Genomic DNA, 18,190 nt, shown 5'->3' on the forward strand with positions numbered 1-18,190 from the left:
ATGGGCAACCGTCTGTAAACTGACCTTTTCCGAGATTGTTGTGCGTCGGTTTACGCCTTTGGGATATCAAAGCCCGGTGCAGCAAGTTCGAACCCTTCGAACTGGAAACCGGGCGAGACCGTGCAACTGACCAGCGTGTAATCGCCCGTGCTGCGGGCGGCTTGCCAATGGCCTTGTGGGACGATCAATTGTGGTGCGCCAGCGGAAAGATCGGGTGTCAGCACATGTTCGGTGGCGGGGCCTTGGTCGGTTGCGCTGAGCGACAGGACAAGCGGCGCGCCGGCATGGTACAGCCAGATCTCGGTCGCATCGACGCGGTGCCAGTGGCTGCTTTCGCCTTTCTGCAACAGGAAGTAGATGCAGGTGCCAGTGGGGCGACCTTCGTTTTCGGCGCGCCAAGTCTCGGCATACCAACCGCCCTCGGGGTGTTGTTGCAGGTTCAGGCGGTGGATAATCTCTTGTGCGGTCATGTGGTTCCTCGTGTTTGGGTGCGATTATGCACGGGCCGTTGTGATCCGCTATGGTATTCATGCGTCCGAGGGATATGTTTACGGCATGACCCTGAAAATCCCCTTCGATAACTCCTATGCCCGTCTGCCGGATGCGTTCTTTGCACGGCAGTCACCGGTTCCTGTGCGCGCGCCAAGAATGATTGCGTTCAACGATGATCTGGCCAAGTTGCTGCGGATTTCGCCCGGAGACGTCGGGGACATGGCCGCAGCCTTTGCGGGAAACAGTATTCCCGAAGGTGCCGAGCCCATCGCACAGCTTTATTCCGGGCATCAGTTCGGGCAGTACAACCCGCAACTGGGCGACGGGCGTGCTGTGCTGCTGGGCGAGACGGTCGGAACGGACGGGGTGCGCCGGGACATCCAGCTGAAAGGTTCGGGCCCTACGCCGTTTTCCCGCCGGGGCGATGGCCGGGCCTGGCTGGGGCCGGTGCTGCGGGAATATGTTGTTTCCGAGGCAATGCATGCCCTGGGCATTCCGACCACACGTGCCTTGGCAGCCGTGGAAACCGGCGAGACCGTCTTTCGCGAAGGTCCGATGCCCGGAGCGGTTCTGACCCGGGTTGCATCCAGTCATCTGCGGGTGGGGACTTTTCAGGTTTTTGCAGCGCGTGGGCAGATGGACAGCCTGAAGCGCCTGACGGACTATGCCATTGCGCGGCATTATCCCAAGGCAGACGGGCCGATGGGCCTGTTGCGTTCGGTGCGCGATGCGCAGGCCGGATTGATTGCACAGTGGATGAGCGTGGGGTTCATCCATGGCGTGATGAATACCGACAACTGCTCGATCGCGGGTGAGACCATTGACTACGGCCCATGTGCGTTCATGGATACGTATCACCCCAACACCGTCTACAGCTCGATCGACCGGATGGGTCGTTATGCCTATTCGAACCAGCCCGATATCGCGGTTTGGAACCTCGCGCAGTTGGCAACGGCGTTGATCCAGCAGATGGACGACAAAGAGGCCGCCGTGGAAGAGGCGACCGAGATCGTCCACGCGATGCCTGATCTGCTGCAACAGAACTGGTTGTCCCGGTTTCGGGCGAAGATCGGACTGGTAACCGCAGACGATGGTGATCAGGAACTGATCACCGACCTTCTGAAGCGTATGGCCGGGGGGCAGGCGGATTTCACCAATACCTTCCGGGCGCTGGGCGGTGGCACGGCCCGGGATCAGTTCCTTGACCCGGCAGCGTTTGACACCTGGGAAAAGGGTTGGCGCGCACGGTTGGCATGCGAAGCGGCGCCACTGGAGGTGATGACCGCCGCAAACCCCGCATTCATTCCGCGCAATCACCGGATCGAACAGATGATCCAGGCGGCGGTGCAGGGTGATTACGCGCCGTTCAACCGGTTGAACGCTGTCCTGGCGCGGCCGTACGAGGATCAGGGGCATGCGGAAGACCTGAAGCGTCCTCCCGCCGAAAATGAGGTGGTCCATGCAACATTCTGCGGGACGTGACGCACAGCCCGCGTCTATTTCCGCAGGATTTCCAACACCGCGGCGCTGACGATCAGGGTGGCACCCAGAAACTCTCGCAGGCCAAATGGTTCTCCTGACAGGGCGGCGGCCGAAGCGATGCCAACGACAACCTCGCTCATCAGCAGCAGGCCGACCTTTGCGGGGGACAGCTTTGTTGCTGGCCAGATGGTCATGTAGATCATGGGCAGGACATAAAAGGCCGACAGCAACGCATATCCCGCGATGCGGATCGAATCTTCGCCTGTGATGTTCGGCAGGGTTTGGCCCCCAAGCATCAGCAGGCTGACAAGCGACAGCAACAACGCGCCAATCACAAAGGCAAAGACCTGACCCGAGATGGTCATGCTGCCAGCCTTGTAAAGGCCCAGTGTGCCGAATGCCCAGCAAATGCCCGACGCCAGCGCCAGCCAGTCGCCCATGTTCTGCGGCCATGGCACGAACCCGGCGCCTCCCAGCACGACAAACAGCCCGCCAAGCCCGCAGATCAGGCCCGCAAGGCGCATCAGGCTCAGTCGTTCTTTCAGAAATACGACGCCCAGAAGCGTGCCCCAGATCGGGGTGAGATAGAACAACAGGATCGAGCGGACGACATCGGTGTAGACAAGGCTGATCGAATACAGGCTGAATGCAGCCCCTGTGAACATTCCGCTGAGCATCAGATCGCGCCATTGCCGGGCCAGCATGCGCCTGTCGGGCCAGACAAAGGGAATCAACGCAATCAGGGCGGCGCAGTACATTGCGATCCCTGACCAGGGGCCGGTCAGGCCCTGATCCAAGAAAAACCGCACCGGAAGCCAATAAAGGCCCCACAGCGCGCCGCCTGTCACCAAAACGATACTGGCCCGGGTGCTGTTGTCGGGTTGGGTCTGGCTCAGGCTCATGCAGGCCCCGCTTTGGCTGCGATGCGTTGTCGTCACCGCATCGGGATAGAGTGTTGCAGGGCCGGGGATCAAGCGGAACCTTTGCTTTGAAATCAGCCAGGTTTCAATCGCCGAAAGAACAGGCAGATTGCCGGCGGCGGGTACCGTATCGGAATTGTCGCAGCGGGAAACTAAGCAGAGGGGTTGCGCCTCACGTCAGGCATGGCACTTTAGGGCCAATTCACTTGGTCACACCCTCATGCCAACTTCCTCCACGCTGCGTATCGCAAGCTACAACATTCAGAAATGCGTCGGGCTGGATTTCCGGCGTCAGCCCCAACGTATTCTACAGGTCATCGAAAACATGAAAGCGGATATCGTGGTGTTGCAGGAGGCCGACAAGCGCCTGCCACCCCGCCCGGCCGCGCTGCCGCATTTCATGTTGGACGAGGCGGGGTGGCAGATCGTTGATCTGGGCGGTGCGGGCAGTCTGGGCTGGCACGGCAACGCGGTGATCTGGCGCGGAGAAGGTATCTCGGTCCGCCGCAAAGGGCATCACGAGTTGCCGGGGCTGGAGCCGCGCGGGGCGGTTCGTGTCGAGTTCGACACCCATATCGGGCCATTGCGCGTGATGGGTATGCATCTGGGGCTTTTGCCAGCGTCGCGGCGGCAGCAGATTTTGCACATTCGGCGGAATGACTGGGACATGGACCAGATGCCGACAGTTTGGGCCGGTGACTTCAACGAATGGTCACGCCAGCCTGTTCTGGATCACCTGGCCCCCGAAATGCGGTTTCTGCCCCCCAGGCCAAGTTTTCCCGCCGCGCAGCCCCTGGGCGCGCTGGATCGGATCGCGTTGGGCAGCGGAATACAGGCCGTGGCGCACGGTGTTCACGACACGCGGCCGGCGCATATCGCATCTGATCACCTGCCGGTCTGGGCCGATCTGACGCGAGCGATATCAGAAGGTCGCAAAAGGTGAAATCCCTGTAGCGAAACCTGCGCAGACATATTAAGACAGACATCCGAGCAAGTCTGAGGGGCATCATGTCGGAAACGATCATTGGGCGTTGTGAAGCCAAGGGGCTGCGCATGACCGGTCAAAGAAGGGTCATCGCGCAGGTACTGGAACAGAGCGACGACCACCCGGATGTCGAGGAACTCTATGCGCGGGCGTCTGCTGTGGACAAAGGCATTTCCATTGCAACGGTCTATCGCACGGTCAAACTGTTCGAAGAGGCTGGTATTCTGGAACGTCTTGAATTCGGCGACGGACGGGCCCGGTACGAGGACGCCGAGCGCGATCACCACGACCACCTGATCGACATGCAGTCAGGAGAGGTTATCGAATTCGTCGACCCCGAGATCGAAGCCTTACAGGAAAGAATCGCCGCCAAGCTTGGGTACAAGCTGAAAGGGCACCGGTTGGAGCTGTACGGCGTCCCGCTGGAAAAGGACTGACCCATCACGAAACGCGATTGATCGCCTCACGTTAATTCATCAGGCGTGACGGGAATTGTCTTGCCAGATGCCGTTGGTTGCGGTTGTTGTGCATGTACAGGCACCTGACGTGCCCTTTCCAACGGACGCGCGCATGAACAACGTAAACGGCATCTTGCTGCTCATCGGGTCGATGGCGGCCTTTGCACTTGAGGACATGTTCATCAAGCTCCTGTCCGGCTCTGTGCCGACAGGGCAGATCATGGTGTTTCTGGGCGTGTTTTGCGGGCTCGTGTTTGCCGCGATGTCAGTGGTCACCCGCAAGCGGATCCTTGACCCCGTGGCATGGAAAACCCTGCCATTGATCCGCGCCGCGACCGAAGGCTTTGGCGCAGTGGCGTTCGTGACGGCGTTGTCGCTGATCGACCTGTCCACCGTTGCGGCCGTGTTTCAGGCCATGCCGCTGGTCGTCACCATGGGGGCGGCCCTGTTCCTTGGAGAGCAGGTCGGCTGGCGTCGCTGGAGCGCGATCGGCGTCGGCTTTGTCGGTGTTCTGATGATCATCCGCCCGGGGATGGAAGGTTTTCGGCCCGAATCCCTGTTTGTGGTGTTGTCCGTGGTCGCAATTGCGGCGCGCGATCTGATCACCCGCAAGCTGGACCCGCGCGTGCCCTCATCCGTCGTTGCGATGCAGGCCTATATTGCGGTTGCTGTGGCCGGTCTGGTTCTGATGGTCATGTCCGGGGCATCCTTCGTGCCGGTTCAAGCCGGTCAAACGGGCCCTTATGCGGGGGCGATCGGATTTGGCGTTCTGGGCTATTACGGCATTGTCACTGCGATGAGGGTGGGCGAAGCCTCGGCCCTGATGCCGTTCCGGTACACGCGTCTGGTGTTTTCGATCCTTGCAGGAATGCTGATGTTCGGTGAACGCCCTGATGCGCTGACAATGGCGGGGGCGACCCTGATCATCGGCTCGGGCCTTTATACTTTTGTCCGCGAACGGCGTCTGGCGCGCGAATTGGCCCCCGCCTGACCCTGTTGGCGCAAACAGCGGACTGTTAGCCCTAAATGTCCGGGAATATGCGTGTTAGCGTTAACGGAACCGGTTTACTTTTGGCCGGTTGCTGCTATGACGCGTGCAACCGACCGCAGTCACAGGGACAGGCTTCATGAGCACCATCATCGACATCCACGCACGCGAAATTCTGGACAGCCGGGGCAATCCGACAGTCGAAGTTGACGTGATTCTGGAAGACGGCACCATGGGCCGCGCCGCCGTCCCGTCGGGTGCATCCACCGGCGCCTATGAGGCGGTAGAAAAGCGCGATGGCGACAAGGCGCGCTATATGGGCAAGGGCGTTCTGGAAGCCGTCGCCGCCGTGAACGGCGAGATTGCCGAAGAACTGGTGGGTTTTGACGCGACCGAGCAGGTGGCCATTGACCAGGCCATGATCGAGCTGGACGGCACCGAGAACAAAGGCCGTCTGGGTGCAAACGCGATTCTGGGCGTCTCGCTGGCCACGGCAAAGGCCGCGGCGGATTTCACCACCCAGCCGCTCTATCGCTATGTGGGCGGCACCTCGGCTCGGGTTCTGCCGGTTCCGATGATGAACATCATCAATGGTGGCGAACATGCCGACAACCCGATCGACATTCAGGAATTCATGATCATGCCGACCGCCGCCGCGAACATTCGCGAAGCGGTGCGCATGGGGTCCGAAGTGTTCCATACGCTGAGAAAGGAACTGTCAGGCGCGGGTCTGGCGACCGGTGTGGGCGACGAGGGCGGTTTTGCCCCCAACATTGCCAGCACACGCGAGGCGCTGGATTTCATCCTGAAATCCATCGAAAAGGCGGGCTACAAGCCGGGCGAAGAAATCCATCTGGCCCTGGATTGCGCGGCGACCGAGTATTTCAAAGACGGTAAATACGTTCTGGCGGGCGAGGGGATCACCCTGACATCCGAGGAAAACGCAGCCTATCTGGCGGCGCTGGTCAATGACTATCCAATCATCTCGATCGAAGACGGCATGTCCGAAGATGACTGGGACGGCTGGAAGGCCCTGACTGACGCCATCGGCGACAAGGTGCAGCTGGTGGGCGACGACCTGTTCGTGACCAACCCTGCGCGCTTGGCTGAAGGCATCAAGCGCGGCTGCGCGAACTCGATGCTGGTCAAGGTGAACCAGATCGGATCGCTGACCGAAACCCTGCGCGCCGTCGATATGGCGCACCGTGCGCGTTACACAAACGTGATGTCGCACCGTTCGGGTGAGACCGAGGATGCCACCATCGCCGATCTGGCGGTGGCGACCAATTGCGGTCAGATCAAAACCGGCTCGCTGGCGCGGTCGGACCGGTTGGCCAAATACAACCAGTTGATCCGCATCGAGGAATCGCTGGGCGAGGTTGCAGAATACGCAGGCGCGTCGATCCTTCGCAAATAACGCGCTTGGTGCTAGGCTGGCCCCTGGGTTCTATCCGGGGGTCGCATTGTGCTGAACATCATCGAACCGGAAACGCAGGACCAGTTTGAAGCGGTTCGGCGTTTGTGTTGGGATTACAGGGATTTCCTGCTGGCACTGGATGAAAGATCCGCCCAGATTGTGCAGGCTTTCTACCCAAGCGAAAAATACGCCCGTGTAATGGACAACATTGACGCGGAACACGCACTGCCGACCGGTGGGATCAAACTGGCATTGCTGCATGGGGAACCGGTCGGCTGCGGCATGTTTCACACATACGAGCCCGGTGTGGCTGAAATCAAACGCGTATTTGTAACCGACGCTGCAAGGGGGACCGGCGCAGGCTGTGCCATCATGCTTTCGCTGATCGAAATGTGCCGAGATCTTGGGTTCGACTATATTCGAATGGACACTGGCAAACCCCTGGAAGCGGCGACTCGGTTATACCTGTCTTTGGGCTTTCACCTGCGCGACGCCTATTACGAAACTCCTGAAATCGCACGCGATCACCTGCTTTTTTTCGAGATGCCGCTTTTTGAGAAAGACAATGGCGTGCCTGGGAAAAGATAAAGTTTTCAGGGGCATGTTCGTTTGCGGTGCAGGTGTTTGATAACTAAAATATGGCTTATTTATTCTTATGTGTGAACTTGTTACTTATCACGTCCGCACCGAATGCCGTAGTTTGTCTTCATTGCAGAAAGGAGACTACGATGTCTGTATCCAAATTCCTTCTGATAATCGTCACTGCGTCCATCACAGTATTGTCCGCCTGCGCGGGTCCGGGAACGTATCCGATAACCGGAGAAGAGGTTTCGTCGAATGACCCGGTACAGGACATGAACCCGGCCAATATCTTCCGCGGCGAGTCTCGTTAAAGCAACTTGCTCATCAGCATATATCTGTCGCGTGGTTTGAACCCGGTGCGCAGATAGATTTTCTGTGCGGCCTCGTTATTCCGGTCGACTTCCAGATGAAGGGCAGTCAGCCCCGCTTCGGACAATGCTTTGGGCAAAGCCAGCAGAACTTCGGTCGCAATGCCGCGACCGCGAACAGCGGGCCGGATATAGATCTCGTCCACGAAACCGTCCATGCCGCCAAATTCGACGGACCAGCCGAAGGTCAGGATGATGTAGCCCAACGGCGCACGTCCGGGGCCGATCAGATAGACACAACCATGGGGAATACCCTCGAGCAGGGGTGTCAGAGCATTTCGGGTCTGGTCCGGGTCTTGCGTCAATCCGGCCTCGGTATGGAAGGCGGTGACCAGTGCCATCAGACGATCCAGGTCTTCGGGGCGCGCCAGGCGCAGGGCGGCGCTCATAATCTGGCCAGCCTTTCCGTCAAGAGATTGAAGAAGCCGTCGGCGTCGATTTCCCCGATGAACAGCGCATTGGGCGCGCGGTCGGTCACGCCCCACCAATCGGCGACGGTCATGCCCATGGTCAGCTCGGACTGGGTTTCAATCTCGACATTCACGTGGCGGCCTGAAAACAGCTCGGGCCGGATCAGATAGGCGGTCACGCAAGGGTCATGCAATGGCGCACCCGCGCTGCCGTATTTTTCCTTGTCGAACCTTTCAAAGAAATCGGTCATCTCGGCGACAGCGATTCCGACTTTGTTTCCCACAGCACGGAACGCATCATTGCGGGGTTTGGTGACCAGCGCCTTATGCGTGACATCCAGCGGCATGACCACGATGGGTCTGCCGGATTTAAAAACAATATCAGCAGCTTCTGGATCGACGTGAATGTTGAATTCAGCCGTTGGGGTGATGTTGCCGACCTCGAAATACGCTCCGCCCATCAGAACGATTTCCTGTACCCGGTCCACAATGTCCGGAGCCTTGCTGAATGCAGTCGCGATATTTGTAAGCGGCCCCAGCGGGCAAAGGGTTACCGTGCCCGGTTCTTCAGCGCGCAGGGTGTCGATGATGAAATCCACCGCGTGCCCCTCGGTCAGCGGCATCTGCGGATCGGGCAGGTCCGGGCCATCCAGACCTGTCTTGCCGTGCACATGCTCGGCCGTGACCAGCGCGCGGTTCAACGGTCTGTCGCAGCCCGCATAAACAGGTATGTCGGTTCGGCCCGCCAGTTCGCACACGATCCGAGCGTTCTTGGCGGTCAATTCCAAGGGCACGTTGCCTGCGACCGCCGTGATGCCAAGAACCTCGATGTCCTCCGGGCTGGCCAGCGCCAGCAGGATGGCGACGGCATCGTCCTGTCCGGGATCGGTGTCGATGATGATCTTGCGAGGGGGCATGGGCGTCTCCGGTGGTCGTGAAGGTGGGACACTCGCAAGTGTCGGGTGGCTTGTCTACCCGTTTCTGGGTGCGGCCATGATATCAACCGGCGGGAGTTTGCCGTTGGCGCGATGCTCTTCGGTTTTGACCTCGTTCCACAGCGAATCCATCTCGGCCAGATCGCTTTGCGAGGGGGTCTTTCCCCGTTCGGCCAGCCGGGTCTCGACCTGTTCAAAGCGACGGGTGAACTTGGCATTGGTGCGGCGCAGGGCGGCTTCAGGTTCGATACCCAGGTGGCGGCCCAGATTGACCATCACGAACAGCAGATCGCCGAACTCATCCTCAAGCGCATCCGCGTCCATCTTGTCACGCGCCTCTTCCAGCTCAGCGGCCTCTTCGGTGATCTTGGCCAGCACATGGCTGGCGTCGGGCCAGTCGAACCCTACGCGCGCGGCCCGTTTTTGCAGCTTATGCGCCCGCAGCAGGGCTGGCAGGTTGGCGGCCACACCGTCCAGCGCACCTTTCTGTTCCTTGCCCGCACGTTCGGCGGCCTTGATGGCTTCCCAGTCCTTGGTCTGCTGTTCGGCGGATTTGTCGCGGGATTCGTCACCGAAGACATGCGGATGCCGGGCCACCATCTTGTCGGACATTGTGCGGACCACGTCCTGAAAGGTGAAATATCCCGCCTCTTCAGCCATTTGCGCGTGGAAGACGGATTGGAACAGCAGATCGCCCAGCTCTCCCTTCAGCTCGTCCCAGGCTTCACGCTCGATGGCGTCGGCAACCTCATAGGCCTCTTCGATCGTATAGGGCGCGATGGTGGCGAAATCCTGTTCGATATCCCAAGGGCAGCCGGTTTGCGGATCACGCAGGCGGCGCATGATTTCCAGCAGGCGTTCGATCCCTGCGTCACTGTCATGGATCAGAGGATTATCGGCCATTGCGAACCCTTTCGTTCCGGTGTCAGATGCATCCATCCCGCAGTCAGGATCAGGAGTCCACCCCAGATGCCCGTCGTCAACCGAATTGCCGATTACGCCGCCGATATGGCCAAGTGGCGCCAGCACCTTCACACCATCCCCGAACTGGAATTCGAATGCCATGAGACCGCTGCATTCGTCGCCGAGCGTCTGCGCGAGTTCGGCGTGGATGAGCTGCACGAAGGGATCGCCAAAACAGGCATGGTCGCGATCATCAACGGGCAGGGCGAGGGGCCGACCATTGGTCTGCGTGCCGATATGGATGCTCTGCCGATTACCGAGGAGACGGGCGTGGAATACGCCTCGAAAAACCACGGTAAGATGCATGCTTGCGGTCATGACGGGCATACAACGATGCTGTTGGGTGCAGCACGCTATCTGGCCGAAACACGGAATTTCGCGGGCCGCGTTGCGCTGATCTTTCAGCCCGCCGAGGAAGAAGGTGGCGGCGCGAGTGTTATGGTCGAAGAAGGCATCATGGAGCGGTTCGATATCTCTGAGGTCTATGGCATTCACAACGACCCGGGAAACCCGGAAGGTACGTTCCATACAACGCCGGGGCCGATCATGGCGGCGGTCGATACGTTCGATATTCATATCCAAGGCGTCGGCGGCCATGGTGCCATGCCGCATCAGACCCGCGACCCAGTCATGGCGGCCTGCGGCATTGCGCAGGCGATTCAGACCATTGTCAGCCGCAACCACTATGCGGTGGAAGACCTTGTTGTTTCAGTCACTCAGATCCACGCCGGAACGGTGAACAACGTGATCCCGGACACCGCCTATCTGAACGGCACGGTTCGTACATTCGATCCTTCGGTGCAGAAAATGGTGATGGACCGGATGGAGCAGATCGTTCAGGGGCAGGCCGCGTCTTACGGTGTCGAGGCAAGGCTTGAATATCAGGTGGGATACCCGGCGACGATCAATGATGCTGAAAAGGCAGCCTTTGCCGCAGCCGTCGCGCGCGAAGTATCGGGGGCTGAACGGGTGATCGACACTATGGGGCGCGACATGGGGGCCGAGGATTTTTCGTACATGCTTCAGTCGCGACCAGGGGCCTATCTGTTCCTGGGGCAGGGTGATGGTGCCGGGCTGCATCATCCGAAATACAACTTCAATGATGATATCGCGCCGGTGGGGGCATCGTTCTTCGCGCGGATCGTGGAAAAGGCGCAGCCGTTGGGCTGATGGGGTAACGAAATGGCACTGGAAGACGCAAAAAACCAGGTGGATGAGGCATTCACCAACCCGGACCTCAAAGGCCTGTCCTATGAAAACACCTTTGGCGGGGCGACCTCGTTTCTGCGGCGGCTGTATACCAAGAACCTGACCGGCGTCGACATCGCCGTGACCGGCGTGCCGTTCGATCAGGCGGTGACCAACCGCCCGGGCACCCGCCTTGGCCCGCGTGCGATCCGCGAGGCCAGTGCGCTGCAATCGCCCGATGCGCCCTATGGCTGGCCCTTCGATGCGCTGAGCGAGCTGGCAATCATCGATTACGGCGACATGGCTTATGACTACGCCAACATACCGGCCTTTCCCGACACGTTGACCGACCATATCCGCACTATTCTGGCGGCCGATGTTGCCTCGGTCACGCTGGGTGGGGATCACTATATCAGCTTCCCGATCCTGAAGGCCTATGCCGAGAAATTCGGGCCCATGTCGCTGCTGCAATTCGATGCACATACCGATACCTGGGCCGATGATGACATGTCCCGCGTCGATCACGGGACCATGTTCTACAAGGCGGTGAAGTCGGGGATCGTGGATCCGAAACGCTCGGTTCAGGTGGGGATCCGCACCACCAACGAGGACACGCTGGGCGTCAACATCATCGACGCGCGCGAGGTCTACGAATCCGGCCCCGCTGCCGTGGCGCAGAAGATCAAGGGCATTCTGGGCGACAGCCCGGTCTACCTGAGCTTTGATATCGACGGCCTGGACCCGGCCTTTGCACCGGGTACGGGGACACCTGTCTGGGGTGGTTTGAGTTCCATTCAGGCGCAGATCATCCTGCGCGACATCGCCGGGATCAACATCAAGGGCGGCGACGTGGTCGAGGTGTCTCCGCCGTTCGATACATCCGGCGCGACGGCGATTGCGGGGGCGCATGTGGCGACGCAGATCGTCTGCCTGTTGGGGTGGAACAAGCTGGCATGAAGCGTTCCAAGGGAGCAATCTGGAGCAGTATTGTTTTAGTTGGATTGCCACTGGGGTATTTTGTTGGAGGTCATCTCCAGGAAGCAGACAGGCCTGAATCAGCTTTGCATCTGTTTGAGAAATACTGCGTACCCCTTGCTGATGGAGGTGTCTTGGACCCTGATGGCGAACTTTCAAAAATTGAGCGATCTGACGGGTTAGTCTGGGTCCACCTAGAATCTTTAATGTTGCTGCGTTTGGAAATCCAGCAATGCGAAGTTTCTGACGCGCTTCAGATAATGACTGACCGCGAACGAAAAACTTGGGAGAGAGAAACCAAGGTATGGGTGGAAAATAATCTTATCGGATTTGAAAGTGACGATGAATTTATTATGAATTCAGTAGACGCCCATCATCTTTGGGTCCGAAACTTTGAGGATCGAGTCCAACGCCGTAGCGTCTCGTTTTTTCGCTTCGCAGCGGATTCGGAGTCAGAGACAACGTTAATCTTTTCTTATCCAAAAAATGATGATGTTTCGGAAAATTTGCACGAACTTCGAAAGGGTTCGTATAGCGATACTCTGAGGGGCGTTGAGGAAGAAAATGACTGAATTCAATCAACCGGTCAGCGGCAATGATCTGGCGCGGTTTTCGGGGCCGAATACGTTCATGCGCCTGCCCCAGGCAGCCTCGCTGGCGGGGCTGGATGTGGCAGTTCTGGGGATTCCGATGGATATCGGCACCTCGTGGCGATCGGGCACCCGGTTCGGACCCAAACAGATCCGCAGCGAAAGCGCGATGATCCGGCCCTACAACATGGCCACCTCGGCGGCCCCGTTCGACAGCTTGCAAATCGCTGACATCGGGGATCTGGCGATCAACACCTTTTCGCTTGCAAACAGCCTGAGGATCATCAGGGAAAGCTTTGATGCAATCCTGGCAAAGAACGTGACCCCGGTAGCGATGGGGGGCGATCATTCGATCACCCTGCCGATCCTGCGGGCCATTGCGGCAAAGCACGGACCGGTGGCCCTGGTGCATGTGGATGCCCATGCGGATGTGAATGACGAGATGTTCGGCGAGAAAGAGACCCACGGAACCGTCTTCCGCCGCGCTTATGAAGAGGGGCTGATTGTCCCCGACAAAACCTTTCAGATCGGCATTCGCGGGTCGGGTTACGCGGCTTCGGATTTCACCGAAGCCAGGGATTGGGGCTTCCGCCAGTTCCCGGCCTGGGAGTTGTGGCAGCAGAACCTGACGCAGATCGGCTCTCAGATCCGCAAGATCATCGGGGATCATCCGGTCTATGTCACCTATGACATCGACAGCCTGGATCCGGCCTTTGCACCGGGCACGGGTACGCCAGAGATTGCCGGGCTGACCACGCCGCAGGCGCTGCAACTGATCCACGCGTTGCAGGGCGTGAATATGGTGGGGTGTGATCTGGTCGAGGTTTCACCTCCGTATGACCCGTCCGGCAACACGGCCCTGACGGCAGCCAATCTGATCTATGAGATGCTGTGCATCCTGCCGGGTGTGACGTCACGGTAAACCGGCCCGGAACGGCTTGCCCCGGCGCTTGATCCGCATAGGGTTTCTGCAAAAGGGTAAAGCGGGATGAAAAAGTTGGTTCTGTGGGCAGTGATCGCGCTGGTGCTTGGGCTGGGCGCTTACATCCGGCTGGCCCCGTCTGCTCCGGGCCAATGGCATATTGCACCGGTTGCAGAGGTTGATCAGGATTTGCCGGGTGGCGTTCTGCGCGTTGTTGCAACCGGCCCGGAAGGGTTGCAGAACCTCGATCGGATCGCCCGCGCCACGCCGCGCACTACGGTATTGGCAGGATCGGTCAATGAGGGCATGATCACCTATATCACCCGCACGAAATGGATCGGTTTCCCCGACTATACCACTGTTCAGCAGGACGGCGACACGCTGCGCATCCATGGCCGTTTGCGGTTCGGGCGCAGGGATTTCGGTGTGAACAAGGCGCGGGTTGATGGGTGGTTGGAGCAGATGTAACAGTTCTACCGGCGCTCAGGACGCCTCATCCTGTTCAAAGTGATCAACTGGATCGCTCTGCAACCGGGACGATAAACACCCTTCCTGCACCTCGCGCCACATGGGTACGTTCAGGGACATCTGACATTGCGCCGTGAACATGCGGCCGTCGACTTGCAGGCAGATCATCTCACCCAGTTCGATGCGGGACCCGGACGTGTCGGTGCAATAACAATCGCGGGTCTTGCCGTCGGGGCCGATGTAATCGGCAAAAACCGGCGTGGACATCAGCAGAAGGGCAAGCAAAATCCGTTTCATGACAGCAAGCTTAGCACGACGTGGCCCTTGACCAAAGCCCCCGGATGAGAGACACCGCCGGGATGATCCCCGAAGAACGTCTTGAACAGATCACCCAGCGTTTCCAATACCTCGAAGCAGCCATGGCGGATGGCGCATCGGGCGGCGATATTGCGGCGTTGGCCAAGGAATATTCCGACCTCAAACCCGTGGTCGATCAGATCATGGCCTGGCGCCAGCTGGTGGCAGATCTGGCTGAGGCCGAGGCGATGCTGGCCGACCCGGATATGAAGGAGTTGGCCGAGGAAGAGATTCCCGAGTTGCAGGCCCGCATCCCCAAGGCGGAAAACGCGCTCCAACTGGCGTTGCTGCCGAAGGATGCGGCGGATGCGCGGCCGGCGATGCTGGAAATTCGCCCGGGTACCGGCGGGGACGAGGCCGCTTTGTTCGCGGGCGATCTGTTGCGTATGTATCAACGCTATGCCGAGGCCCACGGGTGGCAGTTCGAGATCATCGAAGAACAGGCCTCGGATCTGGGCGGGATCAAAGAGGTGGTGGCCCATATCAAGGGCGACAATGTCTTTGCCCGGCTGAAATACGAATCCGGCGTGCACCGTGTGCAGCGCGTGCCCGAAACCGAAAGCGGCGGGCGCATCCACACCTCGGCCGCGACGGTGGCGGTACTGCCCGAGGCCGAGGATGTCGACATCCAGATAGACGCCAATGACATCCGTATCGACACGATGCGCAGTTCCGGCGCAGGCGGGCAGCACGTGAACACCACCGACTCGGCGGTGCGGATCACCCATATTCCGACGGGTTTGGTGGTAACAAGCTCCGAGAAGTCCCAGCATCGCAACCGCGAGATCGCCATGCAGGTGCTGAAAACGCGGCTTTATGACCTCGAGCGCCAGCGCATCGACAGCGAACGTTCCGCCGACCGGGCCAGCCAGGTGGGATCAGGGGATCGTTCGGAACGCATTCGCACCTATAATTTCCCACAGGGGCGGATGACGGATCACCGGATCAACCTGACGCTCTATAAACTGGATCAGGTGATGCAGGGGGATCTGGACGAAGTGATTGACGCCCTGACGGCGGATGATCAGGCCCGGTTGCTGGCCGAGATGGCGCAATGACGGGGCTGCAAACAGCTGCGCAGGCCATGGTGGCCGCAACCGCGCGCCTGAGGGCCGCGGGCGTGGATGACCCGGCGCGGGATGCGCGCCTGTTGTTGGCCCATGCCGCACGGATTGAAGCCAGCCGGGTGACGCTGATTGCCCCGGAAGAGTTGCAGCCCGAGATCGCTGAACGCTATGACCAGTTGGTTTCCCTGCGCGCCATTCGGGTGCCGGTGTCTCATCTGCTGGGCGAGCGCGAGTTCTACGGGCGCAGGTTTCGTGTCAGTTCCGACGTTCTGGATCCGCGCCCCGAGACTGAAACCCTGATCGAGGCCGCGCTGAGCGAACCCTTCGACCATGTATTGGACCTCGGCGTCGGGTCGGGCTGTATTCTGGTCACGCTGCTTGCGGAGCGCACCAGCGCTTCGGGCCTTGGGGTCGACCTGAGTGAAGCCGCCTGTCTTCAGGCCAGCGCCAATGCCGTGCTCCACCAGGTGCAGGGACGAGCCGAGATTGCGCAGTCAAATTGGTTCGAAGACATTGAGGGTCAGTTTGACCTTATTGTTTCCAACCCGCCGTATATTTCCGAAACCGAAATGGAAGATCTTTCGCCTGAAGTGCGGGATCATGAGCCGCGCATGGCGCTGACCGATGAAGGAGACGGGCTGGGCGCGTATCGGCAGATTGCGGCCTCGGCCCCGGATTATCTGCTGCCAGGCGGGCGAATACTTGTGGAAATTGGCCTGACACAGGCAAATCTGGTGTCTGCCTTGTTTGATGCGGCGGGTTTGGCGGATATTCGCGTAATCCCCGATCTGGACGGGCGTGACCGGGTTGTCGGCGCAAAGATGCCGGGTTGAACCTGTTGTCTGAGGCCAAAAAACGCTGCCCCGAGTAAAAAAGCATGTGAAAATTCGAGATTCCTCTTGTCTGCACGGTCAGGACATGTTTACTCAGGATTAGTCGGCGAGGTTGACGCTGTTGCAGCGCACCCCTGACGCCAAGCCCAAAAAAGTCGACATCCCGTCACGGCAAACGCCTCAGAGCATTGCAAAACACGGGTTGAGCGACAGCGCATTGATAAGGCTGACGTATAGTAAGATGAGATCTTCCAAATCCCGCTCGCGGGCCAAGAACAACCGCAATCGTCCATCCGGCGGTAACGTCGTAAACCGGGTTTTTGACAGCTCGGGTCCTGAAGGCAAGGTGCGTGGCACGCCGCAGCAGATAATTGATAAGTACAATCAGCTGGCACGTGATGCTCAGCTGTCAAACGACCGCGTTGCGGCGGAAAACTTCCAGCAGCACGCAGAACATTATCTGCGCATGCTGAGTGAGGCGCAGCGCGAGATTGAAGCGCGCCGCGAAGAGCAGGAACGCCAGAACCGCGAACGCCAGGCCGAGCGTGACCGTGAGCGCGCCGAGCGCCAGGAACGTGAAGCAGCCCGACAGGCCGATCCCGCCGAAGCCCCGCAGCCGGACGTAATGGATTTCGCCGCTCCAGATGCTGCTCCGGAAAGCGGTCTGGTCGAGACACCGGAAAGCAAAGGGGCCGAAGCCCCGGTAGCTGAGAAGAAGGAAAAGCCTGCGCGCAAACCGCGGGCACGCAAGCCCAAACCGGCGCCAGCGGCAGACGAAGCGCCCAAAACGGATGGCGACGCGCCGGAAGCGGCTGAATAAAGCCGGCATCAGAAACTGCAAAGCCCCGAGGTCATGCCTCGGGGCTTTTTGTGATCAGGGTTTCTGGATTTCGCGCGCCAGGGCACAGAACGCTTCAAGCGGAACCTGCTCGGCCCGTTCAGTGGGCTGGATTCCTGCGGCCCGCAAGCGATCCTCGATATCCGGGGCGACGCCTTTAAGCGAGGCACGCAGCATTTTGCGGCGTTGATTGAAGGCAGAGGCCACCACACGCGACAGGGTCGCGGCGTCAGCAGGATGGCGCGGTTCGGGCAGGGCGGTCAGGTGGACCACTGCGCTGGAGACTTTGGGCGGAGGGGTGAAGGCGCCTGGGGGAAGGGACATGGCGATGCGCGCCTCGGCCCGCCATTGGGCAAGGATGGCGAGGCGGCCATACGCCTTGCTGCCCGGCTGGGCCACGATGCGTTCGGCCACTTCGCGTTGGAACATCAGTGTCAGGCTCTGCCAGAAGGGGGGCCATTCCGGGGGCGTCAGCCAGCGCACCAGCAGTTCGGTGCCGACGTTGTATGGTAGGTTGGCCGCGATGCGGATTGGCTGGGTCAGATGTTCCAGCGGGTTGATCTCGAGCGCGTCACCATTGATGACCTCCAGCCTTCCGGGATAGGCAGCGGCGATATCGTTCAGAGCGGCGATGCAACGGGTGTCTTTTTCGACTGCCACGACCTTGCGTGCGCCTTCGGACAGGAGCCCCCGGGTGAGGCCACCAGGACCGGGGCCGATTTCCAGTACGTCGCAGTCTGCAAGACCGCCAGCCTGACGGGCGATTTTGGCGGTCAGGTTGAGGTCCAGCAGGAAGTTCTGACCCAGGGATTTGCGCGCCGAGAGCTGATGTGTGGCGATGACCTCGCGCAGAGGGGGAAGATTGTCGATTGCACTCATGATCCGATTACCGTGACGCAGGCCGCAGGGGCAGCGCCAGAAATTTTTTGCCTCCGGCGGGGATATTTTCAGC

At 59.7% G+C, this 18,190-nt stretch carries 22 protein-coding genes; 15 read left to right on the top strand and 7 right to left on the bottom strand.

Annotated features, from left to right (window positions below):
* Positions 1-50 precede the first annotated feature (50 nt).
* On the bottom strand, positions 51-470 hold the full coding sequence (locus tag AC2FNN_RS00610) for a cupin domain-containing protein (protein ID WP_496755863.1): 420 nt from the start codon (positions 468-470) through the stop codon (positions 51-53).
* Positions 471-555: 85 nt separating this feature from the next.
* On the opposite strand from AC2FNN_RS00610, the gene AC2FNN_RS00615 reads away from it, so the two are divergent.
* Positions 556-1,974 (top strand): protein adenylyltransferase SelO, encoded by a 1,419-nt coding sequence (locus AC2FNN_RS00615; protein WP_496755918.1) that lies wholly within the window; start codon positions 556-558, stop codon positions 1,972-1,974.
* A 14-nt stretch (positions 1,975-1,988) separates the two neighbouring features.
* Here the strand turns inward: AC2FNN_RS00615 and AC2FNN_RS00620 are convergent, their stop codons facing one another.
* Positions 1,989-2,948, bottom strand: coding sequence for a DMT family transporter (locus tag AC2FNN_RS00620; protein ID WP_496755864.1), 960 nt, complete (start codon positions 2,946-2,948; stop codon positions 1,989-1,991).
* Positions 2,949-3,114: 166 nt separating this feature from the next.
* Between AC2FNN_RS00620 and AC2FNN_RS00625 the strand changes: the two genes are divergently transcribed.
* From AC2FNN_RS00625 to AC2FNN_RS00650, 6 genes are all read left to right on the top strand, one after another.
* On the top strand, positions 3,115-3,837 hold the full coding sequence (locus AC2FNN_RS00625) for an endonuclease/exonuclease/phosphatase family protein (RefSeq protein ID WP_496755866.1): 723 nt from the start codon (positions 3,115-3,117) through the stop codon (positions 3,835-3,837).
* 65 nt (positions 3,838-3,902) lie between these two features.
* A complete protein-coding gene (locus AC2FNN_RS00630) occupies positions 3,903-4,316 on the top strand; it encodes a Fur family transcriptional regulator (protein ID WP_152458216.1) in 414 nt (137 codons plus the stop codon).
* Positions 4,317-4,449: 133 nt separating this feature from the next.
* Positions 4,450-5,328 (top strand): DMT family transporter, encoded by an 879-nt coding sequence (locus tag AC2FNN_RS00635; protein WP_496755867.1) that lies wholly within the window; start codon positions 4,450-4,452, stop codon positions 5,326-5,328.
* A gap of 136 nt (positions 5,329-5,464) precedes the next feature.
* Positions 5,465-6,742: a phosphopyruvate hydratase gene (eno, locus tag AC2FNN_RS00640; protein ID WP_496755869.1), complete on the top strand. Its 1,278-nt coding sequence runs from the start codon at positions 5,465-5,467 to the stop codon at positions 6,740-6,742.
* Positions 6,743-6,790: 48 nt separating this feature from the next.
* A complete protein-coding gene (locus AC2FNN_RS00645) occupies positions 6,791-7,330 on the top strand; it encodes a GNAT family N-acetyltransferase (protein WP_496755870.1) in 540 nt (179 codons plus the stop codon).
* A 140-nt stretch (positions 7,331-7,470) separates the two neighbouring features.
* The gene (locus tag AC2FNN_RS00650) at positions 7,471-7,635 is read left to right on the top strand and encodes a hypothetical protein (protein WP_171631940.1); all 165 of its coding nucleotides are present in this window, start codon (positions 7,471-7,473) and stop codon (positions 7,633-7,635) included.
* On the opposite strand, the gene AC2FNN_RS00655 is transcribed toward AC2FNN_RS00650, so the two are convergent.
* Genes AC2FNN_RS00655 through mazG form a run of 3 tightly spaced genes read right to left on the bottom strand, consistent with a single transcriptional unit; the run spans position 7,632 to position 9,940 of the window.
* Positions 7,632-8,081 carry a GNAT family N-acetyltransferase gene (locus AC2FNN_RS00655; protein WP_170344036.1) on the bottom strand — a complete coding sequence of 150 codons (450 nt, stop codon included), beginning with the start codon at positions 8,079-8,081 and terminating at the stop codon, positions 7,632-7,634. The two genes, AC2FNN_RS00650 and AC2FNN_RS00655, sit on opposite strands and share 4 nt — an antisense overlap.
* Positions 8,078-9,019 (bottom strand): nucleoside hydrolase, encoded by a 942-nt coding sequence (locus tag AC2FNN_RS00660; RefSeq protein WP_496755872.1) that lies wholly within the window; start codon positions 9,017-9,019, stop codon positions 8,078-8,080. Before AC2FNN_RS00660 ends, AC2FNN_RS00655 begins: the two co-directional genes overlap by 4 nt.
* Before the next feature lie 54 nt (positions 9,020-9,073).
* Positions 9,074-9,940 (bottom strand): nucleoside triphosphate pyrophosphohydrolase, encoded by an 867-nt coding sequence (gene mazG / locus AC2FNN_RS00665; protein WP_496755873.1) that lies wholly within the window; start codon positions 9,938-9,940, stop codon positions 9,074-9,076.
* A 66-nt stretch (positions 9,941-10,006) separates the two neighbouring features.
* Here mazG and AC2FNN_RS00670 point away from each other — a divergent pair, with 66 nt between their 5' ends.
* The 5 genes from AC2FNN_RS00670 (at position 10,007) to AC2FNN_RS00690 (ending at position 14,143) form a co-directional block, all read left to right on the top strand.
* Complete coding sequence (locus AC2FNN_RS00670) at positions 10,007-11,170, top strand: M20 aminoacylase family protein (RefSeq protein ID WP_496755874.1); 1,164 nt, start codon at positions 10,007-10,009, stop codon at positions 11,168-11,170.
* A 12-nt stretch (positions 11,171-11,182) separates the two neighbouring features.
* Complete coding sequence (gene speB, locus AC2FNN_RS00675; RefSeq protein ID WP_496755875.1) at positions 11,183-12,145, top strand: agmatinase; 963 nt, start codon at positions 11,183-11,185, stop codon at positions 12,143-12,145.
* Entirely contained in the window at positions 12,142-12,735 is a 594-nt protein-coding gene (locus AC2FNN_RS00680; protein ID WP_496755877.1) for a hypothetical protein, read from the top strand. The genes speB (AC2FNN_RS00675) and AC2FNN_RS00680 overlap by 4 nt, the downstream gene beginning before the upstream one ends.
* Positions 12,728-13,675, top strand: coding sequence for an agmatinase (gene speB, locus AC2FNN_RS00685; protein ID WP_496755879.1), 948 nt, complete (start codon positions 12,728-12,730; stop codon positions 13,673-13,675). Before AC2FNN_RS00680 ends, speB (AC2FNN_RS00685) begins: the two co-directional genes overlap by 8 nt.
* A 66-nt stretch (positions 13,676-13,741) precedes the next feature.
* Positions 13,742-14,143, top strand: coding sequence for a DUF1499 domain-containing protein (locus AC2FNN_RS00690; RefSeq protein WP_496755881.1), 402 nt, complete (start codon positions 13,742-13,744; stop codon positions 14,141-14,143).
* Between the two features lie 15 nt (positions 14,144-14,158).
* Here AC2FNN_RS00690 and AC2FNN_RS00695 read toward each other — a convergent pair whose 3' ends face one another.
* On the bottom strand, positions 14,159-14,440 hold the full coding sequence (locus AC2FNN_RS00695) for a hypothetical protein (RefSeq protein ID WP_496755882.1): 282 nt from the start codon (positions 14,438-14,440) through the stop codon (positions 14,159-14,161).
* A 62-nt stretch (positions 14,441-14,502) separates the two neighbouring features.
* Here AC2FNN_RS00695 and prfA point away from each other — a divergent pair, with 62 nt between their 5' ends.
* The 3 genes from prfA to AC2FNN_RS00710 all read left to right on the top strand — a co-directional run bounded on the left by prfA (position 14,503) and on the right by AC2FNN_RS00710 (position 17,220).
* A complete protein-coding gene (prfA, locus tag AC2FNN_RS00700; RefSeq protein ID WP_496755920.1) occupies positions 14,503-15,558 on the top strand; it encodes a peptide chain release factor 1 in 1,056 nt (351 codons plus the stop codon).
* Positions 15,555-16,400, top strand: coding sequence for a peptide chain release factor N(5)-glutamine methyltransferase (prmC, locus tag AC2FNN_RS00705; protein WP_496755884.1), 846 nt, complete (start codon positions 15,555-15,557; stop codon positions 16,398-16,400). Before prfA ends, prmC begins: the two co-directional genes overlap by 4 nt.
* A 241-nt stretch (positions 16,401-16,641) precedes the next feature.
* Positions 16,642-17,220, top strand: a complete 579-nt coding sequence (locus AC2FNN_RS00710) for a DUF4167 domain-containing protein (RefSeq protein WP_496755886.1) — start codon at positions 16,642-16,644, stop codon at positions 17,218-17,220.
* A 54-nt stretch (positions 17,221-17,274) separates the two neighbouring features.
* On the opposite strand, the gene rsmA is transcribed toward AC2FNN_RS00710, so the two are convergent.
* Positions 17,275-18,117 (bottom strand): 16S rRNA (adenine(1518)-N(6)/adenine(1519)-N(6))-dimethyltransferase RsmA, encoded by an 843-nt coding sequence (gene rsmA / locus AC2FNN_RS00715; protein WP_496755887.1) that lies wholly within the window; start codon positions 18,115-18,117, stop codon positions 17,275-17,277.
* Between the last annotated feature and the right edge of the window lie 73 nt (positions 18,118-18,190).

The organism is Ruegeria sp. BHSA118, from assembly GCF_059613405.1.